This is a genomic window from Sporomusaceae bacterium (genome assembly GCA_031460455.1).
GTDB lineage: Bacteria > Bacillota > Negativicutes > Sporomusales > UBA7701 > Anaeroselena.
In genome coordinates this window covers 688,221-703,855 of sequence record JAVKTQ010000001.1, presented here as the reverse complement: position 1 = coordinate 703,855, position 15,635 = coordinate 688,221, and the positions used below count along the sequence as shown (strand labels likewise).

19 protein-coding genes are annotated in these 15,635 nt (G+C 64.8%); 16 read left to right on the top strand and 3 right to left on the bottom strand.

From position 1 onward, the window contains the following. Window positions 1-22: 22 nt before the first annotated feature. Window positions 23-361 (top strand): helix-turn-helix transcriptional regulator, encoded by a 339-nt coding sequence (locus RIN56_03725; protein MDR7865900.1) that lies wholly within the window; start codon window positions 23-25, stop codon window positions 359-361. Between the two features lie 83 nt (window positions 362-444). Here RIN56_03725 and RIN56_03720 read toward each other — a convergent pair whose 3' ends face one another. From RIN56_03720 to RIN56_03710, 3 genes are read right to left on the bottom strand one after another with little or no spacing between them, the layout of a single operon-like run. Beyond that, on the bottom strand, window positions 445-1,506 hold the full coding sequence (locus RIN56_03720) for a radical SAM protein (protein ID MDR7865899.1): 1,062 nt from the start codon (window positions 1,504-1,506) through the stop codon (window positions 445-447). A 44-nt stretch (window positions 1,507-1,550) separates the two neighbouring features. Next, the gene (locus RIN56_03715) at window positions 1,551-2,126 is read right to left on the bottom strand and encodes a YeeE/YedE thiosulfate transporter family protein (GenBank protein MDR7865898.1); all 576 of its coding nucleotides are present in this window, start codon (window positions 2,124-2,126) and stop codon (window positions 1,551-1,553) included. Further along, on the bottom strand, window positions 2,123-2,641 hold the full coding sequence (locus RIN56_03710) for a YeeE/YedE thiosulfate transporter family protein (GenBank protein MDR7865897.1): 519 nt from the start codon (window positions 2,639-2,641) through the stop codon (window positions 2,123-2,125). The genes RIN56_03715 and RIN56_03710 overlap by 4 nt, the downstream gene beginning before the upstream one ends. A gap of 169 nt (window positions 2,642-2,810) precedes the next feature. On the opposite strand from RIN56_03710, the gene RIN56_03705 reads away from it, so the two are divergent. The 15 genes from RIN56_03705 to RIN56_03635 all read left to right on the top strand — a co-directional run bounded on the left by RIN56_03705 (window position 2,811) and on the right by RIN56_03635 (window position 15,626). Then, entirely contained in the window at window positions 2,811-3,035 is a 225-nt protein-coding gene (locus RIN56_03705) for a hypothetical protein (protein MDR7865896.1), read from the top strand. Between the two features lie 134 nt (window positions 3,036-3,169). Next, window positions 3,170-3,868: a polysaccharide deacetylase family protein gene (locus RIN56_03700; GenBank protein MDR7865895.1), complete on the top strand. Its 699-nt coding sequence runs from the start codon at window positions 3,170-3,172 to the stop codon at window positions 3,866-3,868. 138 nt (window positions 3,869-4,006) lie between these two features. Next, complete coding sequence (locus RIN56_03695) at window positions 4,007-4,819, top strand: D-alanyl-D-alanine carboxypeptidase family protein (GenBank protein MDR7865894.1); 813 nt, start codon at window positions 4,007-4,009, stop codon at window positions 4,817-4,819. Between the two features lie 269 nt (window positions 4,820-5,088). Next, on the top strand, window positions 5,089-6,060 hold the full coding sequence (locus RIN56_03690) for a BadF/BadG/BcrA/BcrD ATPase family protein (protein MDR7865893.1): 972 nt from the start codon (window positions 5,089-5,091) through the stop codon (window positions 6,058-6,060). 225 nt (window positions 6,061-6,285) lie between these two features. After that, window positions 6,286-7,191, top strand: a complete 906-nt coding sequence (murQ, locus tag RIN56_03685; protein MDR7865892.1) for an N-acetylmuramic acid 6-phosphate etherase — start codon at window positions 6,286-6,288, stop codon at window positions 7,189-7,191. A 142-nt stretch (window positions 7,192-7,333) separates the two neighbouring features. Beyond that, window positions 7,334-7,639, top strand: coding sequence for a PTS sugar transporter subunit IIB (locus RIN56_03680; protein ID MDR7865891.1), 306 nt, complete (start codon window positions 7,334-7,336; stop codon window positions 7,637-7,639). Window positions 7,640-7,652: 13 nt separating this feature from the next. Next, window positions 7,653-8,909, top strand: a complete 1,257-nt coding sequence (locus tag RIN56_03675) for a PTS sugar transporter subunit IIC (protein ID MDR7865890.1) — start codon at window positions 7,653-7,655, stop codon at window positions 8,907-8,909. Then, window positions 8,906-9,238 (top strand): PTS lactose/cellobiose transporter subunit IIA, encoded by a 333-nt coding sequence (locus RIN56_03670; GenBank protein MDR7865889.1) that lies wholly within the window; start codon window positions 8,906-8,908, stop codon window positions 9,236-9,238. The genes RIN56_03675 and RIN56_03670 overlap by 4 nt, the downstream gene beginning before the upstream one ends. Continuing rightward, a complete protein-coding gene (locus RIN56_03665; protein ID MDR7865888.1) occupies window positions 9,235-10,554 on the top strand; it encodes a 6-phospho-beta-glucosidase in 1,320 nt (439 codons plus the stop codon). The genes RIN56_03670 and RIN56_03665 overlap by 4 nt, the downstream gene beginning before the upstream one ends. Window positions 10,555-10,565: 11 nt before the next feature. Next, window positions 10,566-11,321 (top strand): carbohydrate deacetylase, encoded by a 756-nt coding sequence (locus RIN56_03660; protein MDR7865887.1) that lies wholly within the window; start codon window positions 10,566-10,568, stop codon window positions 11,319-11,321. Between the two features lie 11 nt (window positions 11,322-11,332). Continuing rightward, window positions 11,333-11,602: an HPr family phosphocarrier protein gene (locus RIN56_03655; GenBank protein MDR7865886.1), complete on the top strand. Its 270-nt coding sequence runs from the start codon at window positions 11,333-11,335 to the stop codon at window positions 11,600-11,602. A 38-nt stretch (window positions 11,603-11,640) separates the two neighbouring features. Continuing rightward, window positions 11,641-12,894, top strand: a complete 1,254-nt coding sequence (locus RIN56_03650; protein ID MDR7865885.1) for a DUF1343 domain-containing protein — start codon at window positions 11,641-11,643, stop codon at window positions 12,892-12,894. Window positions 12,895-13,011: 117 nt separating this feature from the next. Further along, entirely contained in the window at window positions 13,012-14,190 is a 1,179-nt protein-coding gene (locus RIN56_03645; protein ID MDR7865884.1) for an MFS transporter, read from the top strand. 32 nt (window positions 14,191-14,222) lie between these two features. Continuing rightward, window positions 14,223-15,164: a DMT family transporter gene (locus RIN56_03640; GenBank protein ID MDR7865883.1), complete on the top strand. Its 942-nt coding sequence runs from the start codon at window positions 14,223-14,225 to the stop codon at window positions 15,162-15,164. A 333-nt stretch (window positions 15,165-15,497) separates the two neighbouring features. After that, window positions 15,498-15,626, top strand: coding sequence for a hypothetical protein (locus RIN56_03635; protein ID MDR7865882.1), 129 nt, complete (start codon window positions 15,498-15,500; stop codon window positions 15,624-15,626). Window positions 15,627-15,635 lie beyond the last annotated feature (9 nt).

Sequence of the window (15,635 nt, the reverse complement as noted above, 5' to 3'; positions counted from 1 at the left end):
TTTAGAAAAGCGCGGTGTTATTATGGATATCGGACAACGGATCAGGCGCCTCCGCAAGGCCAACCGGCTCACCCTCGAGGAACTGGCCCGGGCGACAGATCTCTCGCAGCCCTTCATAAGCCAGATAGAGCGCGACATCAAAACCCCTTCCATCGAAACCCTCTCCCGCGTCTGCGAAGCGCTCGGCGTCACCTTGGCGGAATTCTTTTCGCCGGGCATCCTTCTGCCACCCGACATCGAGCGGCTGGTCGAAGCCGCCCAGCGGCTCACCCCCCAGCAGCGTGAACTGCTGTCGCGGTTCCTCGAACAGCTGGAGGCGGCGACCAATGCCCCTGAGGGCCGCACCTCGGATTCCAACTGATACAAAAGCTGACCCGGCGAAGATTCGCCGGGTCTTTTCCGTTTATATTCCCATCATATAATTTCGGTTAATGTTGGAATTATCTACCCGAACAGTCGCCCTGTCAGCTCCCGCAGCGCCACCGGACACTGCCGGTCGCCGGTCGCCGGGTCGCCGTACACCTTGGCCGCCTTGGCCCGGCATGGCCGGCAGTAGGGAAGGTGACCGCACCGGCGGCAGGGGGCGCCGATCGTCTCCTCCGTTGCCCTTAAAGCCGCCAGCACCGGCGAGTTCTGCCAGTACTCCGCAATCGTCAGCCCGGTCTCGGGGAAGTCAAGGTGAGGGCAGGGACTCAGCCGGCCGTCCACGTCCACGGCAACAGCATCGCGACCCGCGCCGCAGCCGGTCTCGATGCCCGTCGTCCACTCCCCGTACACCGCCAGCCTCAGCGCCGGATAACAGCTTTCCACCTCGATCGGCATCGCCGGGTCGTCGTAGTCCCGCAAAAACGCCGCCAGCCGGAAGAAAGCCTCGCCTGTCAGGACCGCCTCGGCGTTGTGGCGGGAATCGGGCTTCAGCACCAGGACGACTATGCCTCTCGCCCCCAACTCCCTGGCCTTGGCCGCCAGGGCGGGAAAATCGTCGGCGTTGTCACGGCGGGCCACCCAATTTATATAGAAGGGCTGGCCCAGGCTCCGCAGCAGATCGGCCGCCGCCACCGTCTCCCGGAAGCAGGTGCGCGACAAAGCGTGGATATCCTCTCGCGACCCGTTCAGCGACAGCCATAGGCTGCCCAGGCCGCTCGCCGCCAGCTCCTTCGCCAGCTCGGCCGTCAGGCCCACGCCGCTCGTCGCCACCGCCGTCCCGATACCGGCCGCAGTCGCCAGCCGCACCACCTCCGCCAGGCGGGGGTAGGAGAGAGGCTCGCCGCCGCTAAGATTCAGCTCATGCACCTTCAGCGCCGCCGCCTCGGCCACAAACGCCGTCAACACATCCCAGTCGATGTCCCGCGCCGCTGCCGCCTTCACATAGCACTGCGGGCAGCTCAGCGGGCAGCGCGTCGTCAGCGCCACATTCATCTGCCAGGGCATCGACAGCGACCGCGGCGGGCGGCCGTCGCCCAGATACTCCGCCGGCCATAGCGCGGCGTCGGTCATTACAGTCATGCTTCACCCCGTATTACTAGCCGCCGGTCATGTTAACCCCGGCGTTACCTTAGCCCCTGGCCCGGCCGCTTCTGCAGCTTCAGTGCCGGCTTCGCCGCCTCGTACCGCTCCAACTGCCAAAACAGCAGCAGCGTCAGCGCCACCACCGCCGCGATCACCACCCAGTGGTTCACGCCCAACGCCTGGGGCAGCGTGATCTTGCCGTAATTGCCCCACGTCAGCACCGTCGTTTTCAGCCATGGGAACGCCTCGGCGTAAAGGCCGGCCCCCACCAGCATACCCAGAATGGCCCACGCCGCGTCCAGTCGGCCCTCGCCCAGCGCCGCCACCGCCGTGCCCGGGCAGTAACCCACCAGGCCCCAGCCCAGGCCGAAGATCAGGCCGCCGATCACCACGCCGCCCAGGATAGTCGGCTTCACCGCCAGCTTCACCAGGCCCAGATCATAAAGCAGGTAAACGCCCACCATCGCCACGACCACGTGCGACAGCATAAACTTGACGATCGTGAAATCCACCAGACGCAGCGCTCCCAGTTGCTTATCATAGCGGAGCACCCGCCCCTTCTGCAGGAAAAAACCGAACAGCACTCCGGTAACGAACCCGTACAACAGCTCTGTCATCTGCCGCCGCCTCCCCCGTACACGATCCGGGCCATGATCAGGCCGCCGACAAAGAAACACACCAGCGCGATATAACCGCTGACCGCTAGCTGAAGCGAACCGCTCAGCCCATGACCGCTCGGTCAGCCATCTGCCAGGCGGGCGCCGAACATCGCCACGATCCCGCCGACGAACGCCACCGCTCCACGGTGCCAGGCCGAAGCCCCGAACCGCTCGCTCCACATATCGGGCACCGCCTGCAGACGGAACTCGCCCGCCGCCCGGGCAGCCGCGAACGCCCCGACGAAAATCCCGGCAACGAACAGCCACTGCCAGTCGAACTTCGGCGCCTCGCGGATAAAATACTCCATCTTCGCCACCCGTTCGGCGCCGAAAAGCTGTTCGATCATCCCGGTCGTCCGCACGAAAGTCGTCGAAGCCCCGAGATACTTCCCGGCGACCCACACCGACAGGATCGAAACCAGGCCGCTCAGCGCCCCGGCCACATAGGGGTTCCAGCCCTTATCTTCCTTCATCTTATAACCTCCTTTATTCAAAATACTATATAATCCTATGCTTCGACGCACCGTTTTGTCGCACCTCCTGCGTTCGTCCCGCAAATATTAATCACCCCCGCTTTATGTAGTCTCCTGCCGCCGCCGTGCATAAGATAATAGAGAAGCCCACCGCAAGGAGGGGAAACCAGTGTCGCAAAACAAGCCGCGCAAACCGTTCCGTCAGATACCGACCGAAGCATTCAGCCCTCTCATCCCCACCGAAGTATTCATCGAGCTCAACCCAGAACTGGCAAGTTTCTTCGAGACCGAGTACTATCCCGAAAACTATCCCGCTTATCAAGGGTATAAGTATCAAAGCTGGAGCTGCTTCCCACGTCGCTTCTGTGTGCCGCGGCCGTGCACTCCCGTTTAGCGGGCAAGGCCGCCAGCAATCCGCCCCCAGAGTCCCGGCTCATGCCGGGCTCTTTCCTTTGGGCTGGCAAAATCATACCCGCCGGCCGGCCGGCATATGCTTCCCTATAGAGGACCGCAGGAGGGAGGCCGACCGTGAAACGCAGGAAAACGTGGGGAATATATCTCGCCGTCGGGGTGCTCGTCGCCCTGCTGGCCGGCGGACACATCCTTCAGGACCATAGCCGGGCGGTCAAAAAAGTGCCCACAAGCCATAAAATCATCGCCCTCACCTTCGACGACGGGCCGCATCCGCTCACCACCCAGGCCCTGCTGGCGGTGCTGTCCGCCAAAAACGCGCGGGCCACCTTCTTCCTGCTCGGCGAAAACGCCGCCAAATTCCCCGGCCTGCTCGCCGACATAGCCGCCGCCGGCCAGGAAATCGCCAGCCACGGCTATCGCCACAAGTTCCCCAACAAGCAGCCCCGCGCAGAACTATATGACGACCTGGCGAGGTTCGAGACGGTCGTTGCCGCCGTCGGGGCGCATCCCGTCCTCTTCAGGCCGCCGGGCGGCGGCTACAACGACCTCCTCGTCGCCGACCTCGCCGCGCGGGGCTACACCACCATCCTCTGGTCGATAGATCCCCTCGACTGGCAACGGCACAGCTCGACGCAGATCGCCACCGTCATCATTCGCCAGGCCGCGCCCGGGAGCATCATCCTCCTCCACGAAGGCGAATGCGCCGTCAACACCCCCGCCGCCGTCGCCGCCGTCATCGACCGGCTGCGCGGCGAAGGGTACGAATTCGTCACCGTAGGCGAATTGCTCCAATACTACGAGATCAGGCAATAGTCCAGGCCGCCGATAACCCCCGTCTGCGTAGAGCATTTTTTGTCGCGTGCTTGCAGGAAATGTCATTCCCGGTCCGAATATTATTGTTAACTAACCCGCAGCCCAGCGCCCCGGGCCTACATAAGTGGAGGTAGTTCTATGCGCCGCCGGCTCATACCGCTCATCCTCATCCTCGTATTTCTCTGCCAGACCGTCGCCTTGGCCGCGCCACCGGCCCCCAGGGTCGACGCCGAAGCGGCCGTGCTCATGGTTGCCGGCACCAGGCGGATACTGTACGCCATCAACCCCGACGCCATCATGTATCCGGCCAGCACCACCAAAATAATGACCGCCCTCGTCGCCCTCGAACGGGGCAAACCCGATTCCGTCGTCACCGTCAGCAGCCGCGCCGCGGGCTGCGAGGGATCCAGCCTCGAACTTCGGGCCGGCGATCGGCTGAATTTCCGCGACCTGCTCTACGGCATGATGCTCGTATCAGGCAACGACGCCTCCGAAGCCGTTGCCGAACACATCGCCGGCTCGGTGCCCGCCTTCGTGGAAATGATGAACGCCAGGACCCAGCGGATGGGCCTTATCAACACCCACTTCGCCAACCCTCACGGACTGCCCGACCCCAATAACCACTACAGCTCCGCCAAAGACCTGGCCCTCATAACAGCCCAGGCGCTGCAGAACCCGGAATTCGCCAAAATCGTCGCCACCCGCGACTACGCCGTCCCCTTCAAAAACCGCGGCCCCGTCAGCGTCAGCAACACCAACAAATTCCTCAAGTCCTACCCCGGAGCCAGCGGCGTCAAAACCGGCTACACCCAGGCGGCCGGCGACTGCCTCGTCGCTTCGGCCAAACGCGGCGGCGTCCAGCTCATCGTTGTGCTGCTCAATGATGATGAGAGGTGGGGGGACGCCGCTAAGCTCCTCGACTATGGCTTCGCGGTGGTAAGCGGCCGTTGATAAGCGCCCATCTGCGGCGCACCCGCAAGGGGTAGGCCGCAGTTCTAGGCGCTGAAGCGCCAAGAACTTGCGCACTTGCTCCTCGGATGGCCCACTCGACGTACGCAACCAAGTACGCCGTCGCGGGCCATCCTCCGGTGCGCCTTGCATCTGGGCACTTCTGAACGGCCTCGGCTTTATAAAAAAAACGGAACGGGCGACGCTTAATCGCCCGCTTTTCGTCTGCCAATTATTACTTTGCCGGCGACAAAAAGGAAACGGCTCGACTAGTGTCAAATAAAGTGGAAATAACGTACGGAAGGGTGGGGGAGAGGATGCGCTGGCTCATCGGCATCGACGGCGGCGGCACCAAAACGGTCGCCTGCGCCGCCGACCTTTCCGGCCGCCTGCTGGCCCGGACGGAAACAGGCGCCGCCAACTACCACATCATCGGCCTGCCCGCCTTCGCCGCCCTCGTCGCCGGCATCATCGACGACCTGGCCGCCGCCGCCGGCCTCGCCAGGGCCGATCTCACCCTCGTCAGCCTTGGTCTGGCCGGCGCCGACCGCGACCGCGACCGCCGGCTCCTCCTCGGCGCCCTCGCCGATATGGGCTGCCCCTGCCTGGTGAACAGCGACGCCCGCATCGCCCTCGCCGCCGGGCTGGGGGACAGGGGAGAGGGCATCGTTCTCATTGCCGGCACAGGTTCCATCGCCTACGGCCGCACCCGCGGCGGCGAGATCATCCGCGCCGGCGGCTGGGGCCACCTTGTCAGCGACGAAGGCAGCGGCTACGACATCGGCCGTCAGGCCATCGCCCGCGGCCTCAAAGCCGCCGAAGGGCGGGACATCCCCTCGCCCCTCCTCGAACATATCATCGCCCGCCTTGGCGTGGCCGACATCGCCGGCCTCATAGCCTTCATCTACAGCCCCGCCGCCGCCAAAGCCGATATCGCCGCCCTCGCAACCACGGTCGCCGCCGCCGCCGCGGAAGGCGACGAACTTGCCGCCGCCATCCTCGCCGACGCCGCCGTCGAACTCGCCGGCCTCGTCTGCTCGGTCATCGCCCGCGGCTTCCCCGGCCCCGGTCCGGTGCCTGTGGCCACTTACGGCGGCCTTCTGCTCGGCAACCACGGCCTGACGAGCCGCCTCGCCGGCCTGCTCGCCGGCCAGGCCGACCTTCTCCCGCCGGGGCCAGAGCCGGTTATGGGAGCACTAAAAATTGGATATGACTATCTTAACTCCTTATCCGACGGCTACTAGAAAGTCCATCTGCGGCGTTGCTCCTCAGAGCGTTTGCTAGCGTACGTCCGAGTACGCGTCGCGGCGCGCTCGCACCCTTTCGGGTATAAGCGATCACATCAACGCTGAAGCGTTGTGTGTCTGCTTATCCGGTGCGCCTTGCATCTGAATCTTTCTAGCAGCCTGTTGGATCGCCTTTAGTCCATCTGCGGCCGTCTGCCGAGTACTAATCTGAGAGGTACATATATGCTCTTCAACTTCGAAGACATCCTCACCGAACAGCCCAACCCCGCCACCGCCGACATCGACCGCCTCGCCACCGCCGACATCCTGCGCCTCGTCAACGATGAAGACAAAACCGTCGCCTTCGCGGTCGAAAAAGAGCTGCCCGCCATCGCCGCCGCCGTCGACGTCATCGTCGCCGCCTTGAAAAGCGGCGGCCGGCTCGTCTACATCGGCGCGGGCACCAGCGGCCGCCTCGGCGTCCTCGACGCCGCCGAATGCCCGCCCACCTTCGGCACCGATCCCGGTCTCATCGTCGGTCTCATCGCCGGCGGCGAAACCGCCTTGACCAAATCGGCCGAAGGGGCCGAAGACGACGCCGGCGCAGCCGTCGGCCAACTCCGCCAGATCGACTTCTCCGCCGCCGACATCCTCGTGGGCATCGCCGCCAGCGGCCGGACGCCCTACGTCATCGCCGGCCTCGAATACGCCAACAGGCTCGGCGCTTTCACCGTCGCCGTCTGCTCCACCCCCGGAGCGGCGGTCGCCGGCGCCGCCCGCCTGGCAATAACGCCCCTCGTCGGCCCCGAGGTCATCGCCGGTTCCACCCGTCTCAAGGCCGGCACCGCCGCCAAACTCGTCCTTAACATGCTCACCACCGCCGCCATGGTCAAGCTCGGCAAAGTATACGGCAACCGCATGGTCGACCTGAAACCCACCAACGTCAAACTGTGGGAGCGGGCCAAACGCATCGTCGCCGAAGCCGCCGGCGTCTCCAAGAAAGAAGCCGAAGAAGCCCTCAACCTCTGCGGCCACAGCGCCAAAACCGCTATCGTAATGCTCAAGACCGGCTGCACCGCCGAAGAAGCCGAGCGACGGCTAAAAAAAGCCGACGGCTTCGTAGCCAAGGCAATAGATAGTAATAAATGAATTGTGCGAGGCTGCCTAGAAGGCTCCAGATGCAAGGCGCACCGGAAGAGCGCGCCGCGACGCGTACTCGAACGTACGCTAGCAAGCGCTCTGAGGAGCAACGCAGCAGATGGACCTTATAGGCGGCCTCCCCGGAGGAAAAATGAAAATACTATTAGTCTGTTCCGGCGGCATGTCCACCGCCATAGTAGTCAAAGCCATCGAACAACAGGCCGCCAAAACCGGCCGCGCCCTCACCGTCAAATCGGTCGGCAGCGGCGAATTCGCCGACACCGTCAAAGGTGGCTGGGACATTGCCCTCGTCGCTCCCCAGGTCCGCCACCGCCTTGCCGAATTCCAGGCCGCCGCCGCCGAGGCCGGCGTGCCTGTCGCCCTCATCCCGCCCCAGGGGTACAGTCCGCTGGGCGGTGCAGTAATTTTGGCTGAAGTGGATAAAATCCTCAGTTAACACAGGAGGGTCCATGGAAAAAATCTTCGCCTGGCTCGACCGCAACCTCATCCCCTTCATGACCAGGCTATCCGAGCAGCGGCACCTCCGGGCCGTGCGCGACGGCATCATCTCCACCATCCCCCTCATCATCGTCGGCAGCTTCTTCCTCATCATCGCCTTCCCGCCCGTGCCCGCCCTCGCCGCCCTCGTCAAACCTTACGCCGCCCAGATTCTGCTGCCTTTCCGCCTCACCATGGGCCTCATGGCCCTCTACGCCGCCCACAGCATCGGCTACCACCTGGCCAAATCCTACAAACTCGACGGCGTCGCCGGCGGCACCCTTGCGCTGGCCGCCTTTCTCCTCACCAGCCTGCCGGTCGCCATCGAAGGCAAAGGGCTGGCTCTCCTCATGGAAAACCTCGGCGGCGGCGGCATGTTCGTCGCCATCATCATGGCCATCGTCGCCGTCGAAATCCTCCGCTTCGCCAAAGAGAAAAAAATCACCATCCGCATGCCCGAGGGCGTCCCCGACTCGGTGGCCCGCTCCTTCGAAGCCCTTGTCCCCGCCGGCATCATCATCCCCGTTGTCTGGGCCGTCCGCCACCTGGCCGGCTTCGACATCCAGCACGCCGTCGCCCAGCTCTTCGCCCCCCTCGTCACCGCCGGCAACACCCTCGCCGGCGTCCTCGTCCCCATCATCCTCATCAGCCTCCTGTGGGCCACCGGCATCCACGGCGACTCCGTCGTCGGCACCGTCGCCCGGCCGATGTGGCTCGTCCTCCTCGACCAGAACATCGCCGCCGCCGCCGCCGGCCAGCCCATCCCCAACATCGCCCCCGAGCCCTTCTTCCAGTGGTTCGTATTCATCGGCGGCTCCGGGGCCACCATCGGCCTCGTCTGCCTCATGATGCTCTCCAAATCAGCCTACCTGCGCGGCGTCGGCAAGGCAGCCTTCCTGCCCGGCGTCTGCAACATCAACGAACCGGTCATCTTCGGCGCCCCCGTCATGCTCAACCCGCTCCTCGTCGTGCCCTTCGTCGCCGGCCCGGTGCTTATGGGCGTCGTCACCTGGTTCGCCATGAGCTTCGGCCTTGTCACCAAACCCTATATCCTCGTCCCCTGGACGCTGCCCGCCCCCATCGGCGCCTACCTCGCCACCGGCGGCGACTGGCGGGCCATCGTGCTCGCCATGTTCAACATCGCCGTCGCCACCGTCCTCTACTACCCCTTCCTCAAAGCCTACGAACGCAAACTCCTCAGAGAGTCCGAGCAGGAGGACAGCCAATGACCGAAACCGTCATCTTCGAAATCATCCTTCACGCCGGCAACGCCCGCGCCGAAGCCTACGACGCCCTTGCCGCCGCCAGGGCGGGCGACTTTGCCAAAGCCGCCGACCACCTCAAGCGGGCGGAGGAGGAGGTCGGCGTCGCCCACCGCGCCCAGGCCGACACCATCCAGCGCGAAGCCGCCGGCGAGAAGCAGGACATATCCCTGCTCTTCGTCCACGCCCAGGACCACCTCATGACCGCCATCGCCGAGAAAAACCTCATCACCCACATGATCGACCAGGAAAAAACCATCCGCCAGCTCACCGCCCGCCTTGAGGCGCTGCGATGAACGGCCTCAAAGTCGCCGTCATCGGCGGCGGCTCCAGCTACACCCCCGAGCTCGTCGACGGCCTCCTGCGCCGCGCCGGCGAACTGCCGGTCGCCGAACTGTGGCTGGCCGATATCCCCGCCGGCGAAGAAAAGCTTGCCGTCGTCGGCGCCCTCGCCAGGCGCATGGCCGCGCGGACCGGCTCCGCCATGACCGTCCATACCACCCTCGACCGTCGCCAGGCCCTCGCCGGCGCCCATTACATCGTCACCCAGATCCGCGTCGGCGGCCTCGCCGCCCGCGTCCGCGACGAACGCATCCCCCTCAGATACGGCATCCTCGGCCAGGAAACGGTCGGCCCCGGCGGCTTCGCCAACGCGCTACGCACCGTCCCCGCCATCTTGGACATCTGCCGCGACATCGAAACCCTTTGCCCCCACGCCTGGCTCATCAACTTCGCCAATCCCGCCGGCCTCGTCACCGAAGCCGTCCTCGGCCACAGCGCCGTAAAATGCATCGGTCTCTGCAACGTCCCCATCAACATGGTCATGACCGCCGCCAAGCTCCTTGGCGCAAAGGCCGCCGACGTCGCCATCGACTTCGCCGGCCTCAACCACCTCGTCTGGGGCCGGGCTGTCCGCCTCAAAGGGAAAGACGTCACCGGCGTAATCCTCGACAAACTCGCCGATGGCGCCGCCCTCACCATGAACAACATCCCCGACCTCAAATGGGACGCCGCCTTCCTCAAAAAGCTCGGCATGATCCCCAGCCCCTACCACCGCTACTACTACATGACCGACCGCCTCCTCGCCGAGGAACAGGCGGCCGCCGCCCCCGGCGGGCCGGGCACCCGCGCCGAGCAGGTCCAGGCCGTCGAAGAGGCGCTCTTCGCCCGCTACCGCGACGAAAACCTCGCCGAAAAGCCCCCCGAGCTGGACAAGCGCGGCGGGGCATACTACTCCGAAGCCGCCGTCTCCCTCATCAGCGCCATCCATAACGACAAACGCGAGCTCCACGCCGTCAACACCCGCAATAACGGCGCCATCGCCGGCCTCCCCGCCGACGCCGTCGTCGAAGTCAACTGCCGGGTGGGGCAGGGCGGGGCGACGCCCTTGCCGGTCGGCGACCTGCCTGCCGATGCCCTCCGCCTCGTGCAGCAGGTCAAAGCCTACGAGCGCCTCGCCATCGAGGCCGCCGTAAGCGGCGACCGCGCCACCGCCCTCGCCGCCTTGTCCGCCAACCCCCTTGTGCCCGCGGCGGCTGACGCAGCCGGCCTGCTTGCCGAAATCCTCGACGCCAACCGCCAATACCTGCCCCGCTTCGCCGGGCAGCAATGAACGGAGACACCATGCGCAAACTGATAATCAACGCCGACGACCTCGGCCTCACCCCCGGCTGCAATCAGGGCATAATAAAAGCCATGACCGCCGGTATCGTCAGCGACACCACCCTCATGGTAAACACCGCCCACACCGCCGACGCAGTAGCCCTCCTCAAGGCCCACGGCCTCGCCGCCGGCCTCCACCTCAACCTCACCTACGGCCGGCCGCTCCTTGCCGGCGCCGACGTCGCCAGCCTCGTCGAGCCCGACGGCGCCTTCCACCGCCCCGTCAACCGCGTCGTCGCCGTCTGCGAACCGCGCGAAGCCGAACGCGAGCTCACCGCCCAGGTCGAAAAATTCCTCGCCGCCGGCCTCACCCTCACCCACCTCGACAGCCACCACCACGCCCATTCCTACCCCGAAATCCTCGATGTCGCCATCGGCCTTGCCCGGCAGCTCGGCGTGCCCCTCCGCCAGACCGGCCCCGCCGTCCGCGCCCGCATCGTCGCCTTCGGCATCCCCACCCCCGACGCCTTCTCCGACGCCTTCTACGGCCCCGGCGCCACCGCGGACAACCTCCGGGCCATCATCCGCGCCCACCTGGGCGGCGTACTCGAAATAATGTCCCACCCCGCAGAAGGCGACGACACCCTCGCGCAGACAAGCTCCTACAGCGCCGAGCGCCTGCGCGAACTCGCCATCCTCACCGACCCGGCCATCAAAGAATTCCTCGCCGCCGAAGGCGTCGAACTCGTAAGCTTCGCCGCCCTCAAACAAGCATAAAGGAGCTGCCCATGCGCGAACAAACCCTTGAGATAACAAATAAAATCGGCCTCCACGCCCGGCCGGCCGCCCTGCTCGTCAAAACCGCCGCTCTGTTCAAAAGCGACATCGCCCTCGTCAAAGGCGACAAAAACGTCAGCGCCAAAAGTATGCTCGCCATCATGAGCGCCGGCATCAAAGCCGGCGACACCATCACCGTCCGCGCGTCGGGCGAAGACGAGGCGGAAGCCTTGAAAGCGGTGATTGCCCTTATCCAAGCCGATTTCCAGGAAAGCCGTTGACAACCGCCCACCATAAAAATTCACAGGAGGTAACCCCAGTGCGCCAACGCCGAAGCTTTCTCGCGAAAATGACCGTCGTCCTTGCCGCTCTGCTCGTCATGCCCCTCTTCGGCAGCGGCTGCGCCAGCGCTCCGCCCGCCCCCGCTCCGGCGCGCGAGAGCGTCCGCCTCGGCATCGACAACATCGACAAACACCTCGACCTGTTCAAGGGCAAGCGGGTCGGCCTCATCACCAACTCAACCGGCATCAACAGCAACTTCGAAAGCAGCGTCGACGTCCTCAAGGCCAAGGTAAACCTCGTCGCCCTCTACGCCCCCGAGCACGGCATCCGCGGCGCCGTCAAAGCCGGCGACGACATCGGCTACGCCACCGACGCCAAGACCGGCCTGCCCATCTACAGCCTCTACGGCGCCACCAAAAAGCCCACCCCCGACATGCTCGCCGGCATCGACGTCCTCGCCTTCGACATCCAGGACATCGGCGCCCGCCCCTACACATACATCTACACCATGGCCTACGCCATGCAGGCCGCCAAGGAAAACGGCAAAACCTTCGTCGTCCTCGACCGCCCCAACCCCGTCGGCGGCATGGTCGAAGGCGGCCTCGTCAAACCCGGCTTCGAATCCTTCATCGGCATGTACCCCATCCCCCTGCGCCACGGCATGACCGTTGGCGAGCTGGCCCGCTACTTCAACAAAGAATTCGCCATCGGCTGCGACCTCGCCGTCGTCCCCCTCACCGGCTGGACTCGCGACATGCACTGGGACGACACCGGCCTCCCCTGGGTCATGACCTCGCCCAACATCCCCACCCCCGACGCCGCCCTCGTCTACTCCGGCACCGGCATCTTCGGCGGCACAAATGTCTCCGAAGGCGTAGGCACCACCCGTCCCTTCGAACTCGTCGGCGCCACCTGGCTGAACGCCGAAGACCTCGCCGCCAAAATGAACGCCAAGAACCTCCCCGGCGTCTACTTCCGCCCGGCCTACTTCAGCCCGCGCTTCGGCGGCAACACCGGCAAAACCCTCGGCGGCGTCCAGCTCCACATCACCGACCGCCACGCCTACCAGGCCGTCCGCACCGGCATAACCCTTCTCTACACCATCCAGGAAATCGGTAGCGACAACTTCGCCTTCGGCTTCCGCAGCTCCGGCGTCCCCTACATCGACCTCACCGTCGGCGACAACGGCCTCCGCCTCGGCCGCTACACCCTCGCCGAGCTGCTCGCCGAATGGGATAAAGAGGCGCAGCAATTTAAAGAGAAAGCGAAACCCTATTACCTCTACCAATAGATAACGCCAAAAAAAGCCGGCCATGCCGGCGTTTTTTGCTATTTTATCCTTGTCCGCCGTCACTATTGCGGCTAAAATGTGTATAATACGTATTTTGTTCTGCGAGGCTTACCTGCCATGCAAAACCACCGGCGCTCGCTGCTGCTCCTCATAACCGTCTTCTTCTGGTTCGCCGCCTACACCTACGTACCAACCCTCGGCCCGTACGCCCAGACCCTGGGCGCCTCCTACGACCTGATCGGCCTCATCCTCGGCTCGTACGGCGCCGTCCAGTTCCTCCTCCGCGTGCCGGTAGGCCTCTGTTCCGACGCCCTCGGCCGGCGCAAGGTCTTCGTCATCGCCGGCGCCGCCCTGGCCGCCGCCAGCGCCTTCGGCATGTGGGCGCAGCCCGACGCCTGGGCCCTGCTTTTCTACCGCGCCCTGTCCGGCGCCGCCGCGGCCGCCTGGGTGGCCTACACCGTCCTCTTCGCCGCCTATTACCCGGCGCACGACAGCCCCAAAGCCATGGGCTACATCAACTCCGCCGCCGCCGTCGGCCAGGTCAGCGCCATGTTCCTCGGCGGCCTCGCGGCCGAATGGTACGGGCTGGCCGAACCCTTCCTGCTTGCGGCTGCCGGCGGCTGTGTCGCCCTTATCCTCAGCTTCTTCGTCGTCGACGAAGTCACGCCCGCCAAGCCGGTCGACACCGGCTCCTTAGCCGAAATCGCCCGCGACGGCCCCTTTCTGCGCCTGTGCTTCCTCGGCAGCCTCTTCCAGGTGCTCACCTTCGCCACCGTCTTCGGCTTCTCGCCGCTGGCCGCCAAAACCCTCGGCGCCGGTGGCTTCGAGCTCGGTCTCCTCACCACCGTCGCTATCCTGCCCTCCATTGCCGCCGCCGCGCTCAGCGGCACCCTCTTCCGCCGCCGTTTCGGCGAAGCCGGCACCCTCGCCGGCGGCTTCATCTTCATGGGCCTGTCCAGCGTCACCATCCCGCTCTGCACCACCCTGCCCGCCCTCTATATCTCCCAGATGGCCGCCGGCTTCGGCCGCGGCCTGATAATGGCCCTCCTCATGGGCCTCAGCATCAAAAACTTCCCCGCTGAAAAGCGGGCCACCGCCATGGGCTTCTACCAGGCCGCCTACGCCGTCGGCATGTTCATCGGGCCGGTGTTCACCGGGCTCATCGCCGGCTGGCTCGACCTCAACAGCGGCTTCCTCGTTATCGGCCTCGCCGGCCTCGCCGGAGCCTGGCTCTCCCTCCGGCGCGGCTTTCTCCCCGCCTCCTCCGCCCCCGCCTCCGGCAACAACGCCCAGTAAGGCCATTCTGATCCCGTTAAGGAGCTGACCTTGTGATAAAGCCCGCCCAACCCGCTCACCCCAACGCCATCTACTTCATCCTCCTGCTCGTCCCCCTCTTCTGGGGCGGGGCGTTCGGCACCACCAAACACGTTGTCACCGAAATACCGCCCCTCACCACCGCCGCCGTCCGCTTCTTCCTCGCCGGCCTCCTCATGACCGCCTGGGTCGTCGCCCGCGGCGGCTGGGACTGGGCCCCCCTCCGGAGGCGCTGGGGCGGCCTGCTGCTGCTCGCCATCACCGGCGTATTCCTCTACAACGTCTTCTTCAACGTCGGCATGAAATACACCTCAGCCATCAACGGCGCCCTCGTCATCGTCGTCAACCCCGTCACCACCGCCCTCGTCGCCGTCACCCTCCTCGGCGAGCCGTGGAGCTGGCGCCTCGTCGCCGGCGTCGCCCTGTCCTTCCTCGGCGTCCTCACCACCATCACCAGAGGCTCCGTCGACATCCTCACCTCGCTGTCCTTCTCCAGCGGCGACCTGCTCATGGTCGGCGGGGTCATATCCTGGACGGCCTACACCACCATCGGCAAAGTCGTCATGAAAGACGTCCCGCCGCTCCTGGCCACCAGCGCCTCCACCCTGGCCGGCTCCGTCATGCTGCTGGCCGCCTCCCTAACCGAGGACGGCTGGGCGCGCCTGCCCGCCGTCAGCGCCCAGACAGCCTGGGAAATGACCTACCTCATCATCTTCCCGACCGTCGTCGCCTTCTTCCTCTTCAACGTCGGCATCAAGCGCATCGGCGCCAGCCGGGCCAGCGCCTACATCAACCTCATGCCCGTCAACGCCATCTGGATCGCCGCCGTCTTCTACGGCGAAACCGTCACCCTCGCCCACCTGGCGGGGGCGGTGCTGATTATCGGCGGGCTGCTGCTCATCACCCTCTTCGACCGGCGACCGGCTGCCAGTAACGGCCGCCGGCCGTCGACCTGATCTCCTCCGCCACCCTCGAGGCGCTGTATATCGCCTTCAGGCGTTCAGAAACCCCTCCGCGTTTCCGCGGAGGGGTTTTGTCGTACCCCTCCGGATATCCTGCTGCCTGCGGGCAAATCCCCCGAAAGTGTAATATTAGGCTAATTTTTTGGCATCATGCGCCATTTTTGATGCTAATAGAATCATTACTCGGCTATACTAATAATAGAATTCGGGAAATATTGGGAATAGAGGCGAGGTGAGGATCAATGAACACGACCTAAAAAATCCGGGTGAAACCACAGCTGACGCAGGTAACGTTTCCGATCACGAAGAGTTAAAGGAGTGATTGAAATGGATACAATGGTAGCTGCGGGATACATCATAACAATTCTGCTGATTTGTTTTAACACCTACCTTGTTTTGACCCGCGACGTGGAAATCGATCAGGAAAACCAACCCCACAAGGATTTGGAAGGGTAGAGGAAGGAG